This is a genomic window from Candidatus Tisiphia endosymbiont of Nemotelus nigrinus (assembly GCF_964026475.1).
GTDB lineage: Bacteria > Pseudomonadota > Alphaproteobacteria > Rickettsiales > Rickettsiaceae > Tisiphia.
Genome location: NZ_OZ032151.1, coordinates 1072860 through 1096125, shown reverse-complemented (window position 1 = coordinate 1096125; position 23266 = coordinate 1072860). Strand labels below are relative to the sequence as shown.

Below are 23266 nucleotides of genomic sequence, written 5' to 3'. Positions count from 1 at the left end.
AAAATTAAGTGTACAATAAGAAAAAAGAAATTATAGCATGAAAAAATAATAGGTCTAGATCTATGACAAGACCGGCATTCCTAATTGCTTTTTTTACAACAATTGTCCGTTATTATGATTATGCTCTTTTTGGTCTATCAGCAACGGTTTTATCCAAGAATTTTTTACCACTAGGATCAAGTGATAAACAAATATTATTATTTTTTGCTATATTTAGTATAGCTGTAATAGCTCGCCCTGTTGGTTCTATTATTTTTGGTTTTATTAGCGATAAATATGGCAGAATTGTATCAGTTAGAATCTCGGTATTTTTAGCTACTATTTCAACAATTCTTATAGGCTTAACTCCTGATTTTGATAGAATTGGCATGGTGGCTACAATAATTTTAATATTTTGCCGTATGACCTTTTTAATGAGCTTAGCAGGAGAAAGTGATGCTATAAAAATTTATGTTGTAGAAAAAGTAGGCAAGGCTAGCAAAAATTGTGCTAGTGGTATTGTATCATTTTGTAGTCAGGTTGGGGCATTGCTTGCTGCAACAATTTATCATTTTTCTACAGAGTTTGAATCAATTGCTTATTTATGGCGGGCAAATTTTATTATTGGTGGAATTTTTGGCTTATTTATCATATTTCTGAGACACTATTTTCATGAAAGCGAGGAGTTCTTAAAATCTAAAAAGGATCATAAATCTTCAGATTATCACTTTTTTTATTTAGCAAAGATTATAAAAGATTCATTTAAAAAATTTATTCTAGCAATATTAATGAGTGGTTGCATAGGAGGTATTTACCATTTTCTAATTTATTTTTGGGGAGTATTTGCTGTAAAAAGTGCATTAATTATGAATAGCAATCAAGCTCAAATTATCAATATAGCTTTAATAAGTATTTATGCTATTATGTCAGTATTGTCTGGTTTTTTAGCTGATAGATTTTACCCTAAAAAACAAATTATCATTTCATTATCGTTAAGTTTGTTAGTGATAATTATTGTCCAATTTTTACTATATAAAGAAATTTTGGTAATTTACTTTCCAGTAATGCTTATCGGACTTGCTCCATTTTACGTAGTGCCATTACAAATTATTGTCCAATCTATGTTTATAACTAATATTAGGGCAAGAATGTGTAGTTTATCTCATTCACTTGGCGGTATGATACTTTCATCGACAACACCATTTTTTTGTATGTTATTATGGCAATATTTTAATTCAATATACTTAGTGCTAGGATTTTTTATGCTATTATTACTAATATTGTTCAGTACAGTAATTTTTCTGTATAGTACAAACGTTATAACAAATTATAGCTAACACGAATAGTATTACTCCGTCATTGCGAGGGGTGCGTAAGCACGACGAAGCAATGAATATGGATTGCCACGACCACTATGTGGTCTCGCAATGACGCCAATTTGCTATGGATAAATACTAACCATAGCTGGCTATATAACAAATTATCAAACTGAAGGAGAGAATTTTGCAAAAAAAACATAATCTAATAAATTATGACTATAGTGCCTATAATACTTTAAGAAGGCTAATAGTTGAACATGTAAGACCCTATCTAAAACAGATCGGGGTAGCAGTATTGTTTATGGTAATTTCGGCTGGGTGTACTTCTTATATTGTTAAATTAGTCCAACCGACCATTGACCAAATATTCTTAACGCATAATCGTCAAATGTTATTATTCTTACCGTTAATGGTAGTACTAACATTTACTATTAAAGGTATTGCTGAATATTATTCAAGTTATTTAATTAAATTTATCGGTCAGAAGATTTTAACTGATTTGCAAATTAAAATGTATGAACATCTATTATTTGCCGATATTCTATTTATTCAGTCTCAATCATCGGGACGTTTAATATCGCGTCTTACTAACGATATCTCGATGATGCGCGGAGCTGTATCGAATTTACTGGTAGGTTGTGCCAAATATTTTTTAACAGTACTAGGTTTGATCGTAGTGATGTTTAAGCTAGAGCCCAAACTATCTTGTATTGTATTTATGGCATTTCCAGTAGCAATTTATCCAATACAAAAATTAGGACGAAAAATTCGTAAAATATCTGGTCAAGCTCAAGAGGAATTGGCTAATTATACTGTAAGGTTAGATGAAACTTTTCAATCGATTAAAATTGTTAAATCTTTCTTAGGAGAGAAGATTGAAAGCAATCGAGCTTTATTGATTGCTAGCAATATTTTGTGTTTTTTAAAAAAAACTGCAAAATTGGATGCACTGATCTCACCAATTATGGAAATATTAAGTGGTATAACCGTTGGGGGGCTTATTTGGTATGGTGGATTGTTAGTCATAGAAGGGGAAACTACTCCAGGGGCACTTTTTGCTTTTATTACTGCTTTTCTTGCAGCTTATAGACCTTTTAAAAGTTTGGTATCTTTAAATGTCAATTTGCAAGAGGGTATTGCTGCGGCAAGAAGAGTATTTAATATTCTAGATACTGAGCCTATCGTTAAAGACAGCATCAATGCTCAAACTGTTCAGTTAGTTAATCCATCAATAGTCTTTAACAATGTAGAACTAAAATTTAATAATAAGGTAGCTTTAAAACTGATTAATTTACAATTAATGCAAGGGAAAACTACAGCGGTTGTAGGACGTTCTGGTAGCGGCAAAACTTCATTATCTAATTTATTAGTAAGATTTTATAATCCAACTAGTGGACAAATTTTAATTGATGATTACGATATTAAAGACATAAAAATTGACTCTTTAAGACGGCAAATCTCTTTAGTAACGCAAGATACTACATTATTTGACACTAGCGTTGCAGAAAATATTGCTTATGGTAATCCAAATGCTACTCACAGTGAAATTATTACCGCGGCAAAATATGCTGATGCTGATGAATTTATTTCGCACCTTCCATTTGGCTATGATACGATGATTGGCAATCAAGGTACAACACTTTCAGGTGGGCAGCGTCAACGTTTAGCGATAGCTAGAGCATTTTTGAAGCCGGCAGCAATTTTAGTTTGGGATGAGGCAACAAGTTCGTTAGATCAAAATTCTGAGCGATTAATTTTAAATTCTTTAGTAAATCTTCGCAAAGGCAAGACTACCTTAATTATAACCCATCGTTTATCGAGTATTAAAGATGTTGATCACATAGTTGTTATGAAATCTGGCATGATATTTGAACAAGGGACTCATTCGCAGCTTATAGAAAATAAAGCAGAATATTATAAATTATATCATAAGGAATTAGAGGAGGGAGATAAATAAATGTTTACTCGATATCCAAAATTTTATGGATTTGTATAGAAAGGCGATAACCGTACTTAAGTGCCAAATCAATAGCCAGTTTTGCATTTTCTTTATTTAGCAATGGGTTGTTTTGATCCATAGGCTGAATAAATACTGGTATATTATATTTACTTTGCCCGACTTCAGGTATGCTAGAATATTCTGGTATATTTTTAGCTACTAGGAATTTTATGGCATTAATACGAGATAGTAAATCATCTCGTAATAGGGAATAACTATTTTTTGTACCCCCATTTTTTGCAGCTTTTGGGGAGCAAACTATATGCACTTTATCCGGAAGATCACGATATAATGTGCCATTAGTTTCTATTTGCACCAAATAATCCAAATCTATTAATTTATGACATAACAACTCTATAGGTTGGCGAAAAGGTTCGCCACCAGTTATAACCACTAATTTGATATTAATTGTAAGTCTTTTGACTTCTTCGATAATATTATTAATAGTTAATATATTAAAATCTTCAAAGTCGGTGTCACAAAAATTACAAGCCAGATTGCATCCACCAAGCCTAATAAAGACAGCAGGCATACCGACAAAAGGCCCTTCACCCTGGATAGTCCTAAAAATACTCTTAATTTCTAGGGTGATTCCATCATTAAATATTGCTGCTCTTTTGGGATTTTGTCCGTGCATAAAGTATTAGTAATCTGTTATTAGATTCATTGTGGGAGCAATATGGTGACGAACTTGGTTTTAGATAAGTCAACTACAGGTTTTACAAGAACGTTTTCTGAATTTGCTTTGTTTACATAGCCAACTGTTATGCCATAAGGATAAATATTTCCATGACCAGAGGTTATAACTTTTTCACCTTCTTGTACTAAGTGGGTTTTGGATAAATATAATATTTTACTACCGCTACCATAGCCACTCATGATACCTTTCTCTTTTGAAGAGGCTGTAGTGATCGGGATTCTAGAATTTATGTCATTAACTAAAATTATTTTAGAGTAATTGTTGCTTACTTGTATTACTCGTCCAACTAATCCTTCACTGTTGGTAACTATTTGATCAATTGCCACACCATGTTTTGCCCCAGCTGATAGTAAAGCAGTTTTACTGAAAGGATTTAATGAAACACTTAGTAATTTAGCACTAACATAGCTATATTGCTCTTCTTCTATAACTGATAGCAGCTGTTTTAGTTCTTTGTTTTCAGATTGGATTAAATATATATCACTCTGCAAGCTTCTTAATCTTGCTACCTCTAATTGTAGTTCGATATTTTCTCTTGCTAAGTCCCGTAAATAAATGAAATTTTGGGTTATTAAGTTAATTTGCTTAAATATATTTTCATGAATTAGCAAGCTACTAAACATAACATGTCCAAAGACTTCAAGAGACATAGAAGAAAATCTTTTTGGAGTAACGATAAATAAGTAAAGTGAAGCTATGATAAAAAATAAAGCTAAACCGCGTTTCGCGGTAACAAGTATAAATTTAGATAGCCCTAATATTCTACTAGAGCTCTTTATTCTATTTGCCAGTAATGCCATTTGTTAATCTTGTTTAAATAACACATGTTTTAATTTTTGAAAATCTTCCAGTACTTTCCCAGTACCCAGAGCTACGCATGATAGGGCTTGCTCAGCAATAATTACCGGTAATTTAGTTGCTTCTTTGAGGACATGGTCTAGGTTTCGAAGTAATGCACCACCACCAGTCATAACAATTCCCTTATCTACAATATCCGATGAAAGTTCAGGGGGAGTGCATTCCAACGCTACCTTTACTGCTTCGACAATTTGGCTAACTGGTTCAATTAGACTATCAGCAATTTGTTTCTCGTTTAGTAGCATTTCTTTAGGGATGCCATGAATTAAATCCCGCCCTTTAATTTCCATTACTCTTGGCTCTAGACTATCATCTACATAAGCAGCCCCAATCTGTTTTTTGATTTTCTCTGCTGTAGCTTCACCGATTAACAAATTATAATGTCTTCTAATATAAGAAATAATAGACTCATCCATTTTATCACCACCAACTCGTACTGATCTAGCATATACAATACCGCCTAATGATAAGACAGCTACTTCTGTTGTTCCGCCACCTACATCAACAATCATTGAACCAGTTGCCTCTGTGACTGGTAAGCCAGCACCGATTGCTGCTGCCATAGGTTCTTCTATAAGATACACATCTCTACCCCCTGCACTCTCTGCTGCTTCTTGGATAGCCCTACGCTCAACTGGTGTAGAACCTGAGGGAACACAAATTATAATCATTGGACCAGTAAATGAGCGACGATTATGTACTGTTCTGATAAAATGTTTTATCATTTCTTCAGCCCCTTTAAAGTCAGCTATAACCCCATCTTTTAGTGGTCTCTTAGCTTCAATGTCTGTTGGGGTACGCCCTAACATATTTTTTGCTTCATGACCAAATGCATATGGTTTAAATGCTCCATCCACTTTAATCAACGCAACTACAGAAGGTTCGTTAAGTACGATTCCTTTGCCTTTGACATACACTAAAGTATTAGCCGTACCAAGATCTATCGCCATATCACTTGCAAATTTACTAAAAAATTTTGTTAGCATTTTTATTTCTCCAAAATCTTAAGTTCTAACCATCTCATAGCTAACCAGACCAACATTATTTCCCATTTACAGGACGATTTAAAAATCGCAAACAAAATATACTAAAAACCCAAACCATCATTGCAAGGAAGGCCGTAGGTCGACAAAGTAATCCTGTTTTGTATCATCCATGTCTCGGTACGAAATATAGATTCCCGCAATTACTAAGAATGATGATAACTTACAATTGCTTTGTCACCACACCAAGGTAGCTTATCGCTAATAGCGTTGTGCTGTTTTACCTATGACTTTCAAACTCCATGCGTAAGGTGAGTTATTTAAATCATTTGAATATATCACACTTCCTGAGAATGCATAATAACAAAATTACTAAAAAATAATATACATATATTTGGTAATAAAATAGCTAAAAAGGGGGGAGTTGCATTATATGCAAATATTTTAAATAAAATTTCTAATAGAGAATAAATAATAACTCCTAGAAATAAACCAATTATTAATATTTTTTCTTGAGAACTATCACGTTGCCTGAGACTAAAAAAGCAGGCTGCCAAAATTACGGTAGTTGCCATAATTATAGGTTTAAATAATTGCTTATAGAAATAAATCTGATAGTTAGTTATTGGTAAGCCAAATCGTACTAATTGGCTAATTGTTTCTGGTAAATCCCAAATAGCAATCATCTCAGGGCTTATAAAACTATTTAGTAAGTTACTTATTGACAAGTTTGTTGGAACAGTAAGATTCTCATATTTTTTGAAGCTATTAGAATCTGAAAATTTTACAGAAGTTAGTATAAAATTATTATCTATTAAAATGCCATATTGTGCATCAATTCTTTTTATAAAATTATTTTCATTATCCAAAAATAATATAATAATCTTATTCAACTTATTATTCACTACATCAATATATCCAGCCTGAATAATTCTTTTATTACCTTGGTAATTTTCAAGAAATAGTAGCCCAGATTTTGATATGCTAAGGTTACTAGCTGGCTTTTTAAACAATTTTGCTTGTAAAGATTCGTATTTGTGTAAACCAAATGTACCAATAGGGTTACATATAGTTATTAATATTATACCAAGAATGATCGCTGCAAAAAATGGAACAGCAATAACCCGCCAAATATGGATACCATTGCATAAAATAGTTATTAATTCGTTATGTTTAGTTAGTCTTCTTAGAAAAAATAACATCGCAATAAAGCTGAGCAAAGAAGCTACTTCATTAACCAAGTAAGGTATTTTATATAACACCAGTTTCCAAAAAGAATGAGTTGGGACATAGACATCTTTAAATTTATGTAAAAAATCAAAGATATTTGAAAGAATTAAAACCCCAATAACCAGAAGCAATATAGTGATAAAATAACCACAATATAGCCTAAACAGGTAAATTGAAAGTATTCTGAAATTAATCATTTTAAAATAAAATGTTCACCTGTTAATTTTTGGTGGGCCCGGCAGGACTTGAACCTGCGACAACACCGTTATGAGCGGTGGGTTCTAACCAACTGAACTACAGGCCCTTTTATAGCTAACTCAAAAAGGTTCTAGATAGCTTTTCCATCATTGCAAGGAAAGTATTTACTACAACAAAGCAATCCTGTTTTGTGTCATCCATACTTCAAAGCTGTATCTAGGAGACCGTCGGAAATAACTAAAGTAATTCTATATTTGGCTCTTTTTGGCTGCTAATAAACAGGATTTTCTTTAAATATGTATATTATTCCTTCAAAAATCCTATTTATTCTAGCCGAAAAATAGCTCAAAATAATAATTAGTCACTCACCTTACGCATACTCTACACGGCAATTTAAAAATTGCAGAATAAGTACAAGGCGCTATTAGCGAGACCACGTAAGTGTAGTGGCAATCCAAATTCATTAGATTGCTTCAGCCACCAAAGCGGCTTCTCACAATGATGCCAAGCTACTTTCCCTATGAGTTTTAAATGCCATGCGTAAGGTGAGTTAGTCATCTATAACAGTCTCCTAGAAAATCCCGATTACGCTTACAATGACGTTTAACTAAAAGACGTATACATTTAGCTATATAACGATTATTAAAGTTTATATAATTATTAGCTTTCTAAGTCTAGTAAAATTTTTTCATTATGATAAAAGTTTTAATAGTTTAGAACCATAACTTGTCTTATAGAGAAAATTTTAATATAATACAAAGACAAAAAACTTCCTGTTTAAGTCAAAATTACGTTTATACTATGTCTATTAGGTTCATATTAGTCCTATATTTATTTTGTCTTTTTCCGTTATATTCATATGCTAATATGGATGCAGAAATTGCTGAATCACATAAATGCTCAAGGATGTTTCCTTACTTTGAAAAAACACACCAGATTCCTCCTGATACCCTACACTCAATAGCTTTAAAAGAATCTGGTAAGAAACATACTGGATATAATATCAGGGTGGTCTGGCCTTGGACTGTCAATGTTGAAGGGAAGGGATATTATTTTAATACTAAGAAAGAGGCAATATTTTTTGTAAAAAAACAAATTATTTACGGCAAAGAAAATATTGATGTAGGGTGCATGCAAATTAACCTAAAGCATCATTTTAACGCTTTTAACTCCTTAAATCAAGCTTTTGATCCTGAGCAAAACGTTGCATATGGAGCTAAATTTCTAAAAGAGAAATATAACCAGTTAGGCAGTTGGCATAAAGCTATCGCTTACTACCATTCGGCTACCCACGAGCTTGGTTCTAGATATAAACAAGATGTTCTCAAGATTGCTAACAATATGGACTTGTATAAAAATTCTGTTAATATGTATAGTGGGGATTACTATAACGATGCCTCTACTCTGCCAACAAACAACAAATTATTAACGAACCCAGTAAGCAAACGTAGCAGTTCATTTGCAAGCAATATCAGGAAATATAAGAGTGGTATTATGGTAGCATTACCAAAAGCTAGCTAGGTTAAAATTTTAGGTAACAATTATATTTGATCGTGATAAGTTAAAATCTAACCGTGACAAAGTGATACATAATATTGCTGACTGTTCGTTTTTTCAACGTGCAGCAGAAGATATTATTGAACGACTGAACATTATTGATAAAAAATTCCCCAATATTTTAGATTTAGGATGTCGTACTGGTCAACTAACAAAACTATTAGTGCAGAACTATAACTATGCTATAATTGTAGTGGCTAGTGCATCTAATAGTATGTTACAATCTTTTGAGCATAATCCAAAATTGCTAATGGATGAAGAAAACTTATCTCTTGAAACAGCTAGTTTTGACTTAATAACTTTCTCCCTAGGACTACATTGGATCAATGATGTACAAAATTTCCTATTACAAATAAAACGTATTTTAAAACCAAATGGTCTATTTATTGGTAATTTTATCGGTGGTAACAGTCTAAAGGAACTACGAATGAAATTTATTGAAGCTGAAATAGCAACAAACCGTCCTCACTTCCAACATGTTTCCCCTTTTATACATTTTGATCACGTAACCCCTTTGTTGCAACAAGCAGGGTTCACAGAAGTTATCATTGATTATGAAAATATTCAGCTAAGCTATAAAAGTCCTTTAGATTTCATTAGAGAATTAAAGAATATTGGAGAATCTGGGGCATTACTTCCAAACCCTCACAACCTAATATCGAAGCAAATGCTTTCTATTCTAAGTAATGCTACATCCACTTTTATAGAACAAATTAATATAATTAGTTTCATTGCCTCTCCGACTAAAAATAATATAAAAATAGCTTAGTTCTACATATTTTTTATTCTTCAAATCATTTGAGTATACATGAATATATTGTTTTAGCATATGTTTTGGATTGCTTCGTCTTCACTAAAGTAGCTCCTCACAATGACGGAGAAGCTATCTAGAACTTTAACGGGTTAGCTATAAATTACTTATTAGTACCTGTTGCCTTTATATCATCATGATCTTCACTGAGAAATTTTCTTTGCATCTCTGACTTACCTAGTACATTCTTAGTTTTGTTATTTTTGTTAGTTTCTACCCCCTTAATTTTTTTACTACTATCTGTTTTAGGTTTATTTGGTAACATTCTATCAACATTTTGTTGGTTAGTGTTTTGTCGTGCAGGACATTTATATTTCTCTAAATCTTTCTTAGTCTCACGCAGCATATATTTAATCTGCTCTAGCTCTTTATACAATTCAATATTTGCCTTATTATTCTTATCATTATTTTGTCTATTCACCTTATCATTTGCCAAATTCAATGAAGGATATTCTTTTTCTTGATTCTGCTTGTACCTTTCACTAAGTTCCGCATCTTGTTTTACCATCTTAAGATACATCTGACGATTTCTTAAAGTTGGATTGATTGTTTCAGTATCATACTCACTAAGCAAATCTCCCTCGTCATCATCAAAATTTTCTTCCATGACGTTTCTTTTTGCCGTTGCTATATATTTTTTATTATAAAGCGGTGGACGCTTGCCACCGGCAAAACCTTTGCTATCTATAATTTTATTATTAGCAGATTTTTTGAAATATCCTCTAAAACCATCAGTACAACCCGAAAGTAAGGATAACCCCAAAACTATAATAATAAATTTTTTTAACATAAATCAGTCCGATAATTTTCTAGTAACATAATTAATGGCACAAAATCACTAAAGTTGCAAGACTCAATTAACCCGAACAATTTCAGGGCAATTTAAAAGTCGTAATTAATAATAATTTATCTTGTATTTTTTTATAAATATTATACACTTTTCTGAGTGGATTGGTGTAGGGGTATATATGTTGAGATTTAGTACAGTTTATTCAATTCTTAATGAGGACACAACCTACGACCACAGGACGATATTAGATTGCGCTAAACCGGAACATTATCACGTTGAAATACCTAAAGACGTAACTCTAACTGTAATACATCCAATTGATATAAAAATTGCCTTAAGACCTGGAGGGACAGTTAAGTTACCTCAAAATAGCAATTCTTGTAGCTTTCAGAATCAAAGTGCTATAGATTCTTTTAGAGATTCTTACGATCGGTCTAAACAAATACTTGTATTAAACGAGGATTCTATTACCTCACTTTTACTACCTATAAGTACAAAAGTCAGTTTTACTCAAAAAGATATTAGCTATCATTTTGAAAATACAACTTCAAAACCACTATCCATAACAGATTTAAATTCATTTATAAATACTTATGAATTAGCAAGAACTCTCTCTTTTCTTGCAATTGATAAAACAATTACAATTACGCCTAATGATAAAGCATGTTTAATATCTCATGAAAGGACGGATAAAGAATTAATAGCTTTATTTGCTAAGCAAAATAATGGGGGTTTAGATTACCAAAAAATAGATTTATTTATACAAGAGGATTGGTCAAAGTTATTTCTTAGCGATCATGTTGATGCTCCTCTACTGGGAACAGTGGAATAGCCCCCTGTAGGGTGATGCAAGTTACCATCATCAACTTACCATTTCTTCTACGGTATCAGCTAAAACTATACTACCGTCATTTCTTCGCTTTAATAATTCACGAGACGCCCACCCTAGTATATCACGATTCTTTATTAGCACTAAGAGTTTATCGGCTAATTTTTTGGGAGTGACTTTATTTTGCTCGAAACACCACCCTGCCCTACTATCTTCCAGAGCCTTGGCATTATAGAATTGATGATTTTCAGCTGCCGCAGGTAGCGGAATAAAAATTGCCGGCAACCCAATATAACTAAGCTCAGAAATAGTTGACGCCCCAGCTCTTGATATTACTAGTTCTTGATTGGCATATTGCTGATCCATATCATAAAAAAAATCGGATACTTTATGTGGGATGTTTAATTCACTATAAATTTTAACAATATTATCATGATCTTCTAGAAGAGCTTGTTGGGTAATATGTAGTTTAATATCAGGATTTGATTGCACTAATATTTTAATCGCTTCCGGTACTAAAGTAGAAAAAATCTTTGCTCCTTGACTTCCACCAAAAATGAATATTCGAAAAGTATCATTGCTAAAATCATTCTTAACTTTCAGCTTTTTAACATTCTCCCGTACTATATTTCCTATAACTAATTTCTTATTATTATCAACAATATTATAATTTTTAGTTTCCTCATAGGTAAGAGCAACTTTCTTGGCATATTTTAGGAAAAATTTATTAACTTTACCAATAAAGCAGTTTTGTTCATAAATTACGATAGGAATGCGTAACAATACAGCCGCCATCAAAGGAGCAGCTGTTGGATAGCCACCAAACCCAATTATAACACAAGGTTTAGTCTGCACTAATAGCAATAGCATCTTAAAAGTCACAAATAATAAAGAAATCAATAATTTAAACTTATTAATTAACCCTTTAGGTGGTAATCTAAAATTTATTATATGTGGAATGAACGGTAAATCTTCAGTTAAATATTTTTGACATCTAACATCAGTAATAAGGTGTAGCTTATACCCGCGTTTCACTAATTCTTCAGCCAAAGCAATAGCTGGAAACAGATGACCTGCCGTACCACCACCAACAACAATTATATTCTTCATACGTCAATATCTTGAATCTTATAGTTAGTAAGGGAAGTTTTATATTTAGTAAAACCAAGCAACATCCCAGTAGCAATAGCTATGGCAAAAGTTGAAGAACCACCATAACTGATAAAGGGTAAGGTCATACCTTTGGTTGGTAATAAATTCAAGGTAACGCCTATATTAATTATCGCCTGTAAACCTATCTGGGCAATAATACCACTTGCTGCAAATTGGGCAAATTTATCTTCTTCATTAATGAGTTTTAGTAAACTACGAATCACTATAAAAGCAAATATTCCTACAATTATCAAGCAGATAATTGCCCCAAATTCCTCACCAGCAACGGCAAAGATAAAATCAGTATGCGAATCCGGCAATACTTGTTTTACCGCTCCTTCACCAGGACCGCAACCATACAAACCGCCATGCTCAAATGCTCTAATTGACTTACTAACTTGATAATTACTAATACTCTCTGGATCGAAAAAACTATTAATCCTCTGTGCTACATGAGGTAGCCAAAAATAGGCTGCTGTAACGCCAAATAGTAACATAAAAGCAGCAAGTATAATCCAAAATATCGGCATACCAGCGATAAAAAGTTGAATACCAAAAACCGCAGTAACCATCACTAACATACCAAAGTCTGGCTGGATAATTAATAATAAAGCAATGATAGCATACAGACCTATACAGATAGAAAAACTAGGGAACTCTCCCTCAAATTTCAATGATAATATCCAACCAGCCACTACCGCAAAAAATGGTTTTATAAATTCTGAAGGCTGCATCGAAAGACCTAGAATATTAATCCAACGAATAGCACCCTTAACCTCATAACCATAAAATCTAACTAAAATTAATAATACTATACTAGCAATAAATCCTAGAATTGATAATCTCTTTAACCATTTTCTTGAAAAAGAAGCAAAAATAATGATAAGGAACGAGGCACTAGCAAGATAAATTAATTGTCTAGAGGCAAAATAATGCTCATTAAGTCCAATTCTATTTGCTACTGCTGACCCTGCTGTGGTAACCAACATTACACTAAAAATAAACAGGATTACTAAAGCAATAATCATTTGCTGGTCGATACTACGCCACCACCATTTTAGATAATTGTTAGATAACTCATTATTATGATTATTTTTAATCATGGTTAATAATAACATTATATAACTCTATAAACAGATTTCCGCGTTCCTCAAAATTTTTGAATTGATCGTAAGAAGCACAAGCAGGTGCTAGCAAAATATTTTTTAACTTCCCTGTATCCTGCATTGCATCAGCAACAGCAGCTTTAAAGGCCTCCTGTAAATCTTGACAAATTTGGAAATCTACCTTACCCTTAAGTGATAGTGCAAAAAGCTCTTTATCTTGACCAAAAAGATAAGCCTTGCGAATTCTATCAAACCATGGCTCTAAATTCGTTATTCCCCCTTCTTTTGCTACCCCTCCAGCTAACCAATAAATATTATCAAGTGCTGCAATGGATTTAGAAGCAGCGATACTATTAGTAGCCTTACTATCGTTATAAAAATTTATCTTACTCGAATGATTTGAGTATATTGTGCCAACATATTGCATCCTGTGCGGCAATCCCTTAAACAACTCAATGGCAGCAACTATTTGTTCTGGTCTTCCCCCTATAACTCGACAAACCGCATAACTGGCAGCAATATTCTCTTGATTATGCATACCTTGTAGATAGTTATTATTTGGGAGATTAATAGTAATCGGTTCAAAAACATGGTCATAAACGACATTATTACAAATTGACACTCCTTTATCAAGAATTCTACCAACAGAGATTGGTATTACATTTGTTTTATTTTCCTTTTGTAATTCTAGAAGAACATTATTGGTAATTTCATTATCAACACTAATTATGGCAAATGAATCTTTATCCATTCGATCAAAAATTTTCTTTTTAGCCGCAATATAGCCTTGCATATTATTATGCCGATCTAAATGATCCTCGGTGATATTAAGTAACACAGCAATTTTAGCTTTAAAACTGCTCAATAAGTCTAACTGAAACGAAGATAACTCTAATACATACCCTTGACAATCCAATCCCATACTTAAAGCAGGGAAACCAATATTTCCGCCAACTGAGTAATCAAAACCACAAGATTGTAAAATATGACCAGTTAAAGCAGTTGTAGTACTCTTGCCATTAGTACCAGTTATACCGATAAAATTAGCTTTATTCCCTCTTCTAAACTTAACTTCCTCAAATAATAGGTCTATATCTGAGGTTATTGGTATATTACGGGAATTAGCCATTGTAACAATGTCATGCGACAAGGGAACCCCTGGACTCAGTAGTATCTTATCAAGATCATACCACCGTGGATCAGACAAGGCAACCAAGTTATCATTTCCATAAATTTTACTGAAAGCATCCCTACTGCTACTTACTTGATCATAACAAATTATTCTAGCTACTTTATTTAATGATTGATAAGCAGCCATACCAGTCTTACCTAAGCCAACGATACCTATATTCTTATGCTTTTGTGAAAGAAATGATGACATAATTTTTAGTTTAATAATCCGCCATTTACTGTACTTTCAGCAGGTCATTGATTTTAGTAATAGATAGTCCAGTCATTCTAGCTACTTCTTCAATAGAGCTACCATTACTTATCATCATTTTTATTAATTTAGCCTCCCCTCTGGCTTCCCCTTTGGCTTCCCCTCTGGCTTCTCCAATTTGAATACCTTTTCTTTTACCAATCTCTATCCCTTCTTCTTTCCATACTTGAGCTATACTAGGCATAAGTTCCCCTCCTTTTTCTTTAGTTAAACTGGTAATTAACATTTTTTCTAATTCTATTTTATCACTTTGCTCAATAAAGGTCAAAGTATAGTGTAATAGATTTCTTATATGGTCATAACCTATGCTCACTTTAGTTAATTCAGGTAAGAGATCAGAGATTTCTTGCCATCTTTTCAGTAACTGACGCTCGTGGATATGTTTAAGAAAAAATAGCAGAATACCAGACCACAGCTTTTTCTTAAGCTCTTCATCTGGGATATCATGCACGTTAATAAGCTGACAATCATTTGTCCAGAAGGATCTTGCTAAGTCTGAGTAGGTAAATAAATCCCATATGTTAAGCGGGGCATCATATTTTTTCTTGCCATTGTACAACACTAACGGATAGATTAATGGAAGGCTTTTAGATTTAGGATTAATAGTTAAATATCTATCACAAATATTCACCATATATTTAAATAACCTGAACGCAATTAGCTGATCAACAGTACTTTGATGCTCCAATAACAAAAAAATATAACCATCCGTATCATTGAACTTAACAGAAAATAATACGTCCGAGATAGTTTCAGAAAGGTCTGGTTCAATAAAACTATCTTTTTCTAATTTTAAAGTTGGGCTATCAATTAAAGCCAGTACATCTTTAGGTAAGTGAGTTGCCAGAAACTCCTTGGCAACTATTGGATTCTCCATAGATTTACGAAATATTTTATCATGTTTTGGTCTGTCTGGAGTCATATTAAAAATTACCTATAATTTAAAATTCATCATTTCCTAGGGTGTTTTATGGCACTGTAACAAAATAACCTTTTAATTTTGCAGAACATTTTGGGTTATAACAAGAATCAATCTTAACTAGAATTTTTTATACTTGCAAAGTAAATATACATCAATAGAATTAGAACATTAAATTACAAGAGGAATTTATGCTCAATAACATTAACTTTATCAGTAAGGAATTATCAAATAATCAAGCAACTATAGTATTGATTAACGAACAGCTGAAATTAGACAGTAATTTATTACTACTTGACCAACAACATCATGGTTTAATTTCTAAAACTATTCAAAATAAATTACTATTTGCTGGGAAATTTGGGCAAATTAAAATTGTTAACTCTGTTGCTAAGGATGGGGAAATAAAATATTTAATCATAGTTGGCATTGGTGATGAAACAAAATTAACAACCTCTTATATTGAAGAGCTTGGAGCTAAAATCTTGTCCTGTAGTACTTGCCGTAAAATTAGCAGTATTGGTATAAAAATTTCTCATAATATTGGACAATATCAACCAGCTATTGTAGCTTCTCTTATAGCTAGCGGCTGTTTGCTTGCTTCATATAGATTTGATAAATACAGAACTACCCAAAGTGAAGGAGAGAAATTTGTTGTAGATTCTTTGGAGATTTCTATAGATGACAAGTCTAAAGCAGAAGAATTATTTAATGATAAAAAATCATTGGCTGAGGCAGTATTCTTTGCTAGAGATATGATAAATGAACCATCCAACATCAAAAACCCTCAATCTTACTCCGAAAAAATATTAGCACATCTTGAACCATTGGGAGTTGAGATTATTATTATCGGTGAAAGAGAAATGAAGAATCTTGGCATGGGTGCTTTACTCGGTGTAGGACAAGGTTCGCAAAATGAATCTAAACTTGTAGTAATGCAATATAATGGTTTGGATGATGACACCCCGCCTGTAGCTTTCGTTGGTAAAGGAGTTACTTTTGATAGTGGGGGGATTTCTCTTAAGCCAGCAGCCAACATGGGAGATATGAAATATGATATGGCTGGTTCAGCTGCAGTAGTTGGAGCAATAATGGCTTTGGCTAGTCGTAACGCCCAAGTTAATGTGGTCGGGGTAGTTGGTCTTGTGGAAAATATGCCGTCAGGCAATGCCCAACGACCAGGAGATGTGGTAACCACTATGTCTAAAAAAACAGTGGTGGTAGATAACACTGATGCAGAAGGTAGGTTAGTTCTGGCTGATGCAATTTGGTATACTCAAGAAAAATTTAAGCCCCAATGCGTAATCGATCTTGCTACCCTTACTGGAGCTATTGTTGTAGCTCTCGGCAAAACTTATGCTGGTTGCTTTGCCAATAATGATGAATTAGCTAATAAACTAATAGAGGTTGGTAATAAAGTTAATGAAAAATTATGGCGTATGCCTATGCATAAAGATTTTGATGAGATGATAAAGTCTGACATTGCTGATCTTGCCAATATTGCTAATGTCCCTGGAGCGGCTGGTAGTTGTACGGCAGCTCAATTTATAGGAAATTTTATTAAGGAAGGTATGGTTTGGGCTCATCTTGACATTGCCGGTGTTGCCTATAATAAAACAGGTAATCCTCTTGGTCCCAAAGGAGCAGTAGGTTATGGTGTAAGGCTTCTTAACCAATTTATCCAAGATCACTATGAAAAATAATCAAGCAAATCAAACAAATCGTATTTTTGTAGTTGGTAATGAAAAAGGTGGAGCGGGTAAAACTACTTGCTCCATGCATCTAATTACTGGCTTATTGTATAATGGTCATACGGTAGCTAGTATTGATACTGATTCACGCCAAGGTTCTTTAACAAATTATTTAAAGAACAGAGGGGATTACAATTCAAAAAATCCGGATAATACGGTTAAAATTCCTCAACATTTTCATTTGACTGAAAGTCAAGAACAAGTTGTTGGGGCTAAAGAAGAGGACGAAAAAACTAGGTTTGAACAAATAATTGAACAGACCAAAAATGCTGATTATGTAGTAATTGATACACCAGGAAGTTACTCTTTCTTATCAAGATTAGCTCACTCTTATGCTGATACGGTAATCACCCCAATTAATGATAGTTTCCTTGATTTTGACGTACTAGCCAAAGTTAACGCTGACAATTTGTCAATTATTTCCCCATCAATCTATAGCCAAATGATTTGGGAGCAAAAAATGCAGAAAGCTAATCGTAATGGTGAAACAATTAATTGGATTGTTATGCGTAATCGATTAAGCAACTTAGATGCTGTAAATAAAAGGAAGGTTGGTACTGCTCTTGAACAATTAGCCAAAAGAATTAGTTTTAAGATTGCTCCAGGCTTTAGTGAAAGAGTAATTTTTCGAGAATTATTTTTACAAGGACTAACATTACTTGACTTAACAACAGCTAATCATGGCAAAACGCTTAGTATATCACATGTAGCTGCTCGTCAAGAATTGCGAGATTTTTTACACTTTCTTGGTATACAATGATCCTGTGAACTGGTACATAAAACAAAAAAGATATCGCTGAATTTATTGCTTGTAATAAGCATCATAATACTTGCCTGAGTGGGAAAATGAATAAGATTTTCTGTATCAGCAACTTTATTGGTGAACGTTCAAAGATTTGTAACACGTATAAATAAAAAGTTTCGGGATGTAACGGAGAATCTCTTTTTTCCGAAAAAACTATGTATCCAGCAGTATAATCTAAACATAAAAAGTTTTGTAATGCAACACCTTTATAGCTAGCCAGAATAACATGACAGTTTAAAAGTCATAATCAATTAAGCTAATATTAGCTTAATTTGGGAGGATGGGTGAGACAATTGTATTAAGAATAGTACTATAAATATTAAAAGTTTGTAGGAGGTTCTATCGTTGTAACCATTATACGGCAAAGGTTATAAGTTGAATATTAATTACTTTTAGCTAATATGTAAAATGATTGAAAATTTTAAAAAATTGAATAAAAGTAAAAAAATCTAGAATATAATAAATGATAATAGTGTAAGTATTCCGTTAAAGATTTTTCAACTATAAATAATAGATCATGATGAGCATATCTTTATCTCTAGAAAAAGTCAAAGATTTAAAAAAATCTCGTGGCAATAGGTATAGTGCGGAGAGTGTTATAAAACTTATAGGAAGCAACTTCGCTGCGACTAAACAACCCAGAAAAATGAGAATTATTAAACATGTATACTATTAAAGCTAAAATTTGGGTATTAGCTGATAGCAGGGTAGGTAATGTAAATCAAGCCATAGCTCTAGCAGAGAAAATCGGTTTTGGTTACCAATTAAAACCTGTTGACTATAATTTTTGGGGTAAATTACCAAATTTTTTATTAGCCTTCAGCCCTATCCATGTAAAAAAGCAGCTGTTACAATCGTGGGAAATGGAGGGGTTTCCTAATTTAATAATTTCTGCTGGGAGAAGAACTGCTTCTTTAGCAAGTTATTTAAAACACAAGTCTGCTGGTAAAGTAAAAATTGTGCAAATTATGCACCCTAACCTACCATTTGAGCAATTTGACCTAATTATTTTACCACATCACGATAAGGTTAGCAGAGAAGAGCTATGTACAAATGAAAAGAATATACTAAGAATTACTGGGGCTCTTAATAATGTCCAAGCAAAAATACAGGCTGGTGGTATCGAATTACATAAAAATTATCCAAATCTTAAGCAATTTATATCGGTAATTATTGGTGGTAATAGCAAAAATTATCAGTTTACCGACGAGAATGCTCGTGAATTTGCTGCAATATTATCTAATATTAGTAAAAATCAAGATGCAGAATATACCCTGTTTATTAGCTTTAGTAGACGTACTCCTAATTCAGCAAAACAAATTATCAAAAATAAGGTACCTTCGTCTGCTATTATTTATGATCCAACAGAGGGAGAATCTAAACCTAACCCTTATTTTGGTATGTTGGCACAGGCAGATTACATAATTTCTACTGCTGATTCGATTTCTATGTGTAGTGAGGCAGCTTCCACTGGCAAACCTCTTTATATATTCTGTCCTAGTAATTTTAAATCACCTAAACATCTATCATTTACTCAAAATTTGCTAGAGTTAGGAATAGCTAAAATATTAGACCAATCTGTAACTCAACTTGAACAATATAATTATACTCCACTTAATGAAGTAGAAAAAATAGCTAATATAATAGTTGCAAAAAATTGGGTAAAATCATGATTCAGAATGGTATATTAATTGACTCTCATTGTCACCTTAACATGTTAAGAGAAGATTTATCAGCAATAATAAGCAGGGCTGAAAATAATAATGTTAAGTACATGCAGACTATATGTACTACTCTTGAGGAATTCCCGGATATTCTAGAAATAATCAAAAAATACAGTAACATATTTGCTTCGTGCGGTATTCACCCTAATGAGGTCAAGGAAATTATCTCGTGTGAAACTATAATGGAATATTGTAATCACCCGAAAATTATTGGAATTGGTGAAACTGGTCTTGATTATTATTACCAGACATTCGACAAAAATAAACAAATATGTTCTTTTCAAGAACATATAAAAGCATCTCAAAGCACGGGATTGCCAATTATAGTCCATACAAGAGAAGCAGAAGAAGATACTATTGATATTATAAGTAGCGAAATGCAAAATACCGCGTTTCGCGGTCTTATTCATTGCTTTACCGCTTCAAAGCATTTGGCAAAGAAAATGCTTGACCTTGGTATGTATATATCAATTGCTGGAATTGTAACTTTTAAAAATGCCACCGCTTTGCAGGGTATAGTACGTTATATTCCACTAGACCGATTATTAATTGAAACAGATTCTCCTTATCTTGCCCCTGTTCCGATGCGAGGCAAACAAAATGAACCGGCTTTTGTTAAATATGTAGCAGAGAAAATAGCTGAAATAAAAGAAACAAATATAGAAACAATAGCAAATGCTACTTCCAAAAATTTTATGTCTTTATTTACTAAAACAATCTCTCAATTATAAAAGACCAGCTGATGTTTATCGGCCAATAAAAGAGAATTAACTATGTTGAAATTTTGTATTATCTGTATTTTTAATTATAAAAAATAATTAATTTCTACATAGTTAAAAACGGATTAACTTATTTTTTTTGGTTTGACAATTCGGGTCACTATACACCTTTGTTAACAGTATCTAATCTTCTACAGCTTCAACAGATTCTACCTCAGGAATGAAGTGTTTAAGCATTGATTCAATACCATTTTTTAGAGTAATACTAGAACTAGGGCATCCCTTACAAGATCCACGCAACTGTAATTTTACCACTCCATTCTCAAACCCTCGATATATTATATCGCCTCCATCCATGGCAACAGAAGGACGTAAACGTGTTTCAATAATTTCCACAATCTGTTGTTCGATTTCAGACATCTCGTCAAAATTATTTACGCTAGATTTAGCATTTTGCTCTTCAAAATTTTGTCCATCAAAAACAGTAAAACCAGAAGTAAAATGATCCATAATAATCATCAAAATTTCAGGTTTTAAAACCAACCAATCACTCTCTTCTTCCTTAGTAATAGTAATAAAGTCACTACCAAGAAATACCGATTTTATGTTATTTATACTGAACAATTGAACTACTAAGCTGCTTTTACCTTTTGCCTCATCAAGATTACTAAAATGCATCGGTTGATTAGGGCTAATTGATATATTAGGGAAAAATTTTATCGCATTAGGATTAGGAGTAATTTCAGTTTGAATAAACATACACATCTTCCTTGATAAAAAATAAATGGTACCCGCGGCCAGACTTGAACTGGCAAGGGCTTGCACCCCACGGATTTTAAGTCCGTTATGTCTACCATTCCATCACGCGGGCAAGGTAAGTTAATCCTGATGGCTCACACAGCTACATTTGAAATAACTTGGCTATTGCAGATTATGTAAAGATTACACAGATTAATAAAAAAAATATCAAAAAGCAAGTATTTTTATAACTCATGACAGTTTAAAAATTACACTTCTGTTGCTAAGACCTTAAATTTTAAGGATTATTTAGATTCTTTTCTGTCATATAGCTAAAAACTTCTTCTAAGAAACTGCACATATTTTGGTAGTTTCTTCCATTTTGTTACGTGGTGCGTAGCGTATCACCAATGTTTAGGCTTATATAAATCTAGACTGCTTCGTTACAGTTAAATCGGTCTCTATCAATCTGGGCGATACACATAAAATTCTTCAACGTCATTACGAACAATAGCTTTGTTGTGACAAAGCAATACACAAAAAATACAATAAGTAATTTGGATTGCCACGTCGTCACTAAAGTGATTCCTTACAATGATGTTTAACTAAAAGATGTATCAATATTACTAATTTTCGTGCATCACATAGCTTCTCAATGACGTCAGTTTGCTATGGATAAATACTATTTTGGTTAACCATAAGTTTACAATTTTACTGACTCAATCAACTTCCTAACTCCATCTACTGATTTGTTAAATAAATTTTGTTCTTCATCATTTAATTTTATTTCTACTATTTTTTCTACACCATTTTTACCAATAATAACCGGTACACCAACATACATATTTTTTACTCCATATTCCCCTTGAAGATAAGCCGCACAACTTAATATTTTGCGTTTATCTTTTAGATAACTCTCTAACATTTCAATAGCAGATGTTGCTGGAGCATAATAGGCAGAACCACTTTTAAGTAGTGAAACAATTTCTCCACCACCATTTCTTGTACGATCTATTATTGCATCAATACGCTCCTTCGTTGACCATCCCATTTCTACTAAATCTAAAACTGGTATCCCATTAATTGTCGAATATCTAACCAAAGGAACCATCGAGTCACCATGCCCTCCAAGGACAAAACTACTAACATTTTCTACAGAAACATTAAACTCATGGGCTAAGAAAAGGTTAAATCTTGCGGAGTCAAGTACCCCGGCCATACCAACTACCCTATTGCTAGGCAGTCCACTTTCCTTTAACATTACATAAACCATCGCATCAAGCGGGTTGGTTACAACAATGACAAAAGCATTCGGTGCATATTGCTTAATATTGCTAGCCACAGTTTTTATAACAGTGCTATTAACATTAATTAAGTCATCACGACTCATTCCAGGCAAACGTGGCACTCCGGCTGTAACAATTATTGCATCTGAACCTTCCATGTCTTTATAATCATTAGTACCTATGGTAACTACATCTGAACCGGTAATAGCTCCAGCTTGTGATATATCTAAAGTCTTACCCTGTGGGAAACCGTTAGATATATCAAACATAACTACGTCACCAAGTTCTCTAAAGGCTATCAAATGTGCTAGTGTTCCACCAATATTGCCACCACCAATTAAGGTAATTTTTGTTTTTTTAGCCATACTTCCT

20 protein-coding genes and 2 tRNA genes are annotated in these 23266 nt (G+C 33.0%); 9 read left to right on the top strand and 13 right to left on the bottom strand.

The window, feature by feature from the left end; genetic code table 11:
- Positions 1-62: 62 nt before the first annotated feature.
- A complete protein-coding gene (locus AAGD39_RS05205; RefSeq protein WP_341756330.1) occupies positions 63-1316 on the top strand; it encodes an MFS transporter in 1254 nt (417 codons plus the stop codon).
- Between the two features lie 166 nt (positions 1317-1482).
- Positions 1483-3255 carry an ABC transporter ATP-binding protein gene (locus tag AAGD39_RS05200; RefSeq protein ID WP_341756329.1) on the top strand — a complete coding sequence of 591 codons (1773 nt, stop codon included), beginning with the start codon at positions 1483-1485 and terminating at the stop codon, positions 3253-3255.
- Positions 3256-3259: 4 nt separating this feature from the next.
- Here AAGD39_RS05200 and AAGD39_RS05195 read toward each other — a convergent pair whose 3' ends face one another.
- The 5 genes from AAGD39_RS05195 to AAGD39_RS05175 form a co-directional block, all read right to left on the bottom strand.
- On the bottom strand, positions 3260-3934 hold the full coding sequence (locus AAGD39_RS05195) for a 7-carboxy-7-deazaguanine synthase QueE (RefSeq protein ID WP_341756328.1): 675 nt from the start codon (positions 3932-3934) through the stop codon (positions 3260-3262).
- Positions 3935-3960: 26 nt separating this feature from the next.
- Positions 3961-4797: a rod shape-determining protein MreC gene (mreC, locus tag AAGD39_RS05190; RefSeq protein WP_341756327.1), complete on the bottom strand. Its 837-nt coding sequence runs from the start codon at positions 4795-4797 to the stop codon at positions 3961-3963.
- A gap of 3 nt (positions 4798-4800) precedes the next feature.
- Complete coding sequence (locus AAGD39_RS05185; RefSeq protein ID WP_341756326.1) at positions 4801-5841, bottom strand: rod shape-determining protein; 1041 nt, start codon at positions 5839-5841, stop codon at positions 4801-4803.
- Between the two features lie 335 nt (positions 5842-6176).
- Positions 6177-7265: an LptF/LptG family permease gene (locus AAGD39_RS05180; RefSeq protein WP_341756325.1), complete on the bottom strand. Its 1089-nt coding sequence runs from the start codon at positions 7263-7265 to the stop codon at positions 6177-6179.
- Positions 7266-7295: 30 nt separating this feature from the next.
- Positions 7296-7372 (bottom strand) — tRNA-Ile (locus AAGD39_RS05175).
- A 695-nt stretch (positions 7373-8067) separates the two neighbouring features.
- Between AAGD39_RS05175 and AAGD39_RS05170 the strand changes: the two genes are divergently transcribed.
- Positions 8068-8787, top strand: coding sequence for a lytic transglycosylase domain-containing protein (locus AAGD39_RS05170; RefSeq protein WP_375359764.1), 720 nt, complete (start codon positions 8068-8070; stop codon positions 8785-8787).
- A 130-nt stretch (positions 8788-8917) separates the two neighbouring features.
- The gene (locus AAGD39_RS05165) at positions 8918-9592 is read left to right on the top strand and encodes a methyltransferase domain-containing protein (protein ID WP_341757240.1); all 675 of its coding nucleotides are present in this window, start codon (positions 8918-8920) and stop codon (positions 9590-9592) included.
- 145 nt (positions 9593-9737) lie between these two features.
- Here the strand turns inward: AAGD39_RS05165 and AAGD39_RS05160 are convergent, their stop codons facing one another.
- Positions 9738-10424 (bottom strand): hypothetical protein, encoded by a 687-nt coding sequence (locus AAGD39_RS05160; RefSeq protein WP_341756323.1) that lies wholly within the window; start codon positions 10422-10424, stop codon positions 9738-9740.
- 178 nt (positions 10425-10602) lie between these two features.
- Between AAGD39_RS05160 and AAGD39_RS05155 the strand changes: the two genes are divergently transcribed.
- Positions 10603-11256, top strand: a complete 654-nt coding sequence (locus tag AAGD39_RS05155; protein WP_341756322.1) for a hypothetical protein — start codon at positions 10603-10605, stop codon at positions 11254-11256.
- 30 nt (positions 11257-11286) lie between these two features.
- Here the strand turns inward: AAGD39_RS05155 and murG are convergent, their stop codons facing one another.
- From murG to AAGD39_RS05135, 4 genes are read right to left on the bottom strand one after another with little or no spacing between them, the layout of a single operon-like run.
- Positions 11287-12363 carry an undecaprenyldiphospho-muramoylpentapeptide beta-N-acetylglucosaminyltransferase gene (gene murG / locus AAGD39_RS05150; protein WP_341756321.1) on the bottom strand — a complete coding sequence of 359 codons (1077 nt, stop codon included), beginning with the start codon at positions 12361-12363 and terminating at the stop codon, positions 11287-11289.
- The gene (gene ftsW, locus AAGD39_RS05145; protein WP_341756320.1) at positions 12360-13508 is read right to left on the bottom strand and encodes a putative lipid II flippase FtsW; all 1149 of its coding nucleotides are present in this window, start codon (positions 13506-13508) and stop codon (positions 12360-12362) included. The genes murG and ftsW overlap by 4 nt, the downstream gene beginning before the upstream one ends.
- Positions 13501-14892 carry a UDP-N-acetylmuramoyl-L-alanine--D-glutamate ligase gene (murD, locus tag AAGD39_RS05140; RefSeq protein WP_341756319.1) on the bottom strand — a complete coding sequence of 464 codons (1392 nt, stop codon included), beginning with the start codon at positions 14890-14892 and terminating at the stop codon, positions 13501-13503. Before murD ends, ftsW begins: the two co-directional genes overlap by 8 nt.
- 25 nt (positions 14893-14917) lie before the next feature.
- Positions 14918-15874, bottom strand: a complete 957-nt coding sequence (locus AAGD39_RS05135; protein ID WP_341756318.1) for an Rpn family recombination-promoting nuclease/putative transposase — start codon at positions 15872-15874, stop codon at positions 14918-14920.
- Between the two features lie 188 nt (positions 15875-16062).
- Here AAGD39_RS05135 and AAGD39_RS05130 point away from each other — a divergent pair, with 188 nt between their 5' ends.
- From AAGD39_RS05130 to AAGD39_RS05115, 4 genes are all read left to right on the top strand, one after another.
- Entirely contained in the window at positions 16063-17574 is a 1512-nt protein-coding gene (locus AAGD39_RS05130; RefSeq protein ID WP_341756317.1) for a leucyl aminopeptidase, read from the top strand.
- Positions 17564-18382 (top strand): division plane positioning ATPase MipZ, encoded by an 819-nt coding sequence (locus AAGD39_RS05125; protein WP_341756316.1) that lies wholly within the window; start codon positions 17564-17566, stop codon positions 18380-18382. The genes AAGD39_RS05130 and AAGD39_RS05125 overlap by 11 nt, the downstream gene beginning before the upstream one ends.
- A 707-nt stretch (positions 18383-19089) precedes the next feature.
- Complete coding sequence (locus AAGD39_RS05120; RefSeq protein ID WP_341756315.1) at positions 19090-20100, top strand: mitochondrial fission ELM1 family protein; 1011 nt, start codon at positions 19090-19092, stop codon at positions 20098-20100.
- 41 nt (positions 20101-20141) lie between these two features.
- Complete coding sequence (locus AAGD39_RS05115) at positions 20142-20882, top strand: TatD family hydrolase (protein WP_375359840.1); 741 nt, start codon at positions 20142-20144, stop codon at positions 20880-20882.
- A gap of 171 nt (positions 20883-21053) precedes the next feature.
- Here AAGD39_RS05115 and AAGD39_RS05110 read toward each other — a convergent pair whose 3' ends face one another.
- The 3 genes from AAGD39_RS05110 to mdh all read right to left on the bottom strand — a co-directional run bounded on the left by AAGD39_RS05110 (position 21054) and on the right by mdh (position 23259).
- Complete coding sequence (locus AAGD39_RS05110) at positions 21054-21629, bottom strand: NifU family protein (RefSeq protein WP_341756314.1); 576 nt, start codon at positions 21627-21629, stop codon at positions 21054-21056.
- 26 nt (positions 21630-21655) lie between these two features.
- Positions 21656-21741, bottom strand: a tRNA-Leu gene (locus AAGD39_RS05105).
- 570 nt (positions 21742-22311) lie between these two features.
- Positions 22312-23259 (bottom strand): malate dehydrogenase, encoded by a 948-nt coding sequence (gene mdh, locus AAGD39_RS05100; protein ID WP_341756313.1) that lies wholly within the window; start codon positions 23257-23259, stop codon positions 22312-22314.
- Positions 23260-23266 lie beyond the last annotated feature (7 nt).

What these genes read in the sequence shown, in the direction of transcription:
- AAGD39_RS05205 (WP_341756330.1), top strand. Translation starts at nt 63, where the DNA reads ATGACAAGACCGGCATTCCTAATTGCTTTTTTTACAACAATTGTCCGT.
- AAGD39_RS05195 (WP_341756328.1), bottom strand. Translation starts at nt 3,934, where the DNA reads ATGCACGGACAAAATCCCAAAAGAGCAGCAATATTTAATGATGGAATC.
- mreC (WP_341756327.1), bottom strand. Translation starts at nt 4,797, where the DNA reads ATGGCATTACTGGCAAATAGAATAAAGAGCTCTAGTAGAATATTAGGG.
- AAGD39_RS05185 (WP_341756326.1), bottom strand. Translation starts at nt 5,841, where the DNA reads ATGCTAACAAAATTTTTTAGTAAATTTGCAAGTGATATGGCGATAGAT.
- AAGD39_RS05180 (WP_341756325.1), bottom strand. Translation starts at nt 7,265, where the DNA reads ATGATTAATTTCAGAATACTTTCAATTTACCTGTTTAGGCTATATTGT.
- AAGD39_RS05170 (WP_375359764.1), top strand. Translation starts at nt 8,068, where the DNA reads ATGTCTATTAGGTTCATATTAGTCCTATATTTATTTTGTCTTTTTCCG.
- AAGD39_RS05160 (WP_341756323.1), bottom strand. Translation starts at nt 10,424, where the DNA reads ATGTTAAAAAAATTTATTATTATAGTTTTGGGGTTATCCTTACTTTCG.
- AAGD39_RS05155 (WP_341756322.1), top strand. Translation starts at nt 10,603, where the DNA reads ATGTTGAGATTTAGTACAGTTTATTCAATTCTTAATGAGGACACAACC.
- murG (WP_341756321.1), bottom strand. Translation starts at nt 12,363, where the DNA reads ATGAAGAATATAATTGTTGTTGGTGGTGGTACGGCAGGTCATCTGTTT.
- ftsW (WP_341756320.1), bottom strand. Translation starts at nt 13,508, where the DNA reads ATGATTAAAAATAATCATAATAATGAGTTATCTAACAATTATCTAAAA.
- murD (WP_341756319.1), bottom strand. Translation starts at nt 14,892, where the DNA reads ATGTCATCATTTCTTTCACAAAAGCATAAGAATATAGGTATCGTTGGC.
- AAGD39_RS05135 (WP_341756318.1), bottom strand. Translation starts at nt 15,874, where the DNA reads ATGACTCCAGACAGACCAAAACATGATAAAATATTTCGTAAATCTATG.
- AAGD39_RS05130 (WP_341756317.1), top strand. Translation starts at nt 16,063, where the DNA reads ATGCTCAATAACATTAACTTTATCAGTAAGGAATTATCAAATAATCAA.
- AAGD39_RS05125 (WP_341756316.1), top strand. Translation starts at nt 17,564, where the DNA reads ATGAAAAATAATCAAGCAAATCAAACAAATCGTATTTTTGTAGTTGGT.
- AAGD39_RS05120 (WP_341756315.1), top strand. Translation starts at nt 19,090, where the DNA reads ATGTATACTATTAAAGCTAAAATTTGGGTATTAGCTGATAGCAGGGTA.
- AAGD39_RS05115 (WP_375359840.1), top strand. Translation starts at nt 20,142, where the DNA reads ATGTTAAGAGAAGATTTATCAGCAATAATAAGCAGGGCTGAAAATAAT.
- AAGD39_RS05110 (WP_341756314.1), bottom strand. Translation starts at nt 21,629, where the DNA reads ATGTTTATTCAAACTGAAATTACTCCTAATCCTAATGCGATAAAATTT.
- mdh (WP_341756313.1), bottom strand. Translation starts at nt 23,259, where the DNA reads ATGGCTAAAAAAACAAAAATTACCTTAATTGGTGGTGGCAATATTGGT.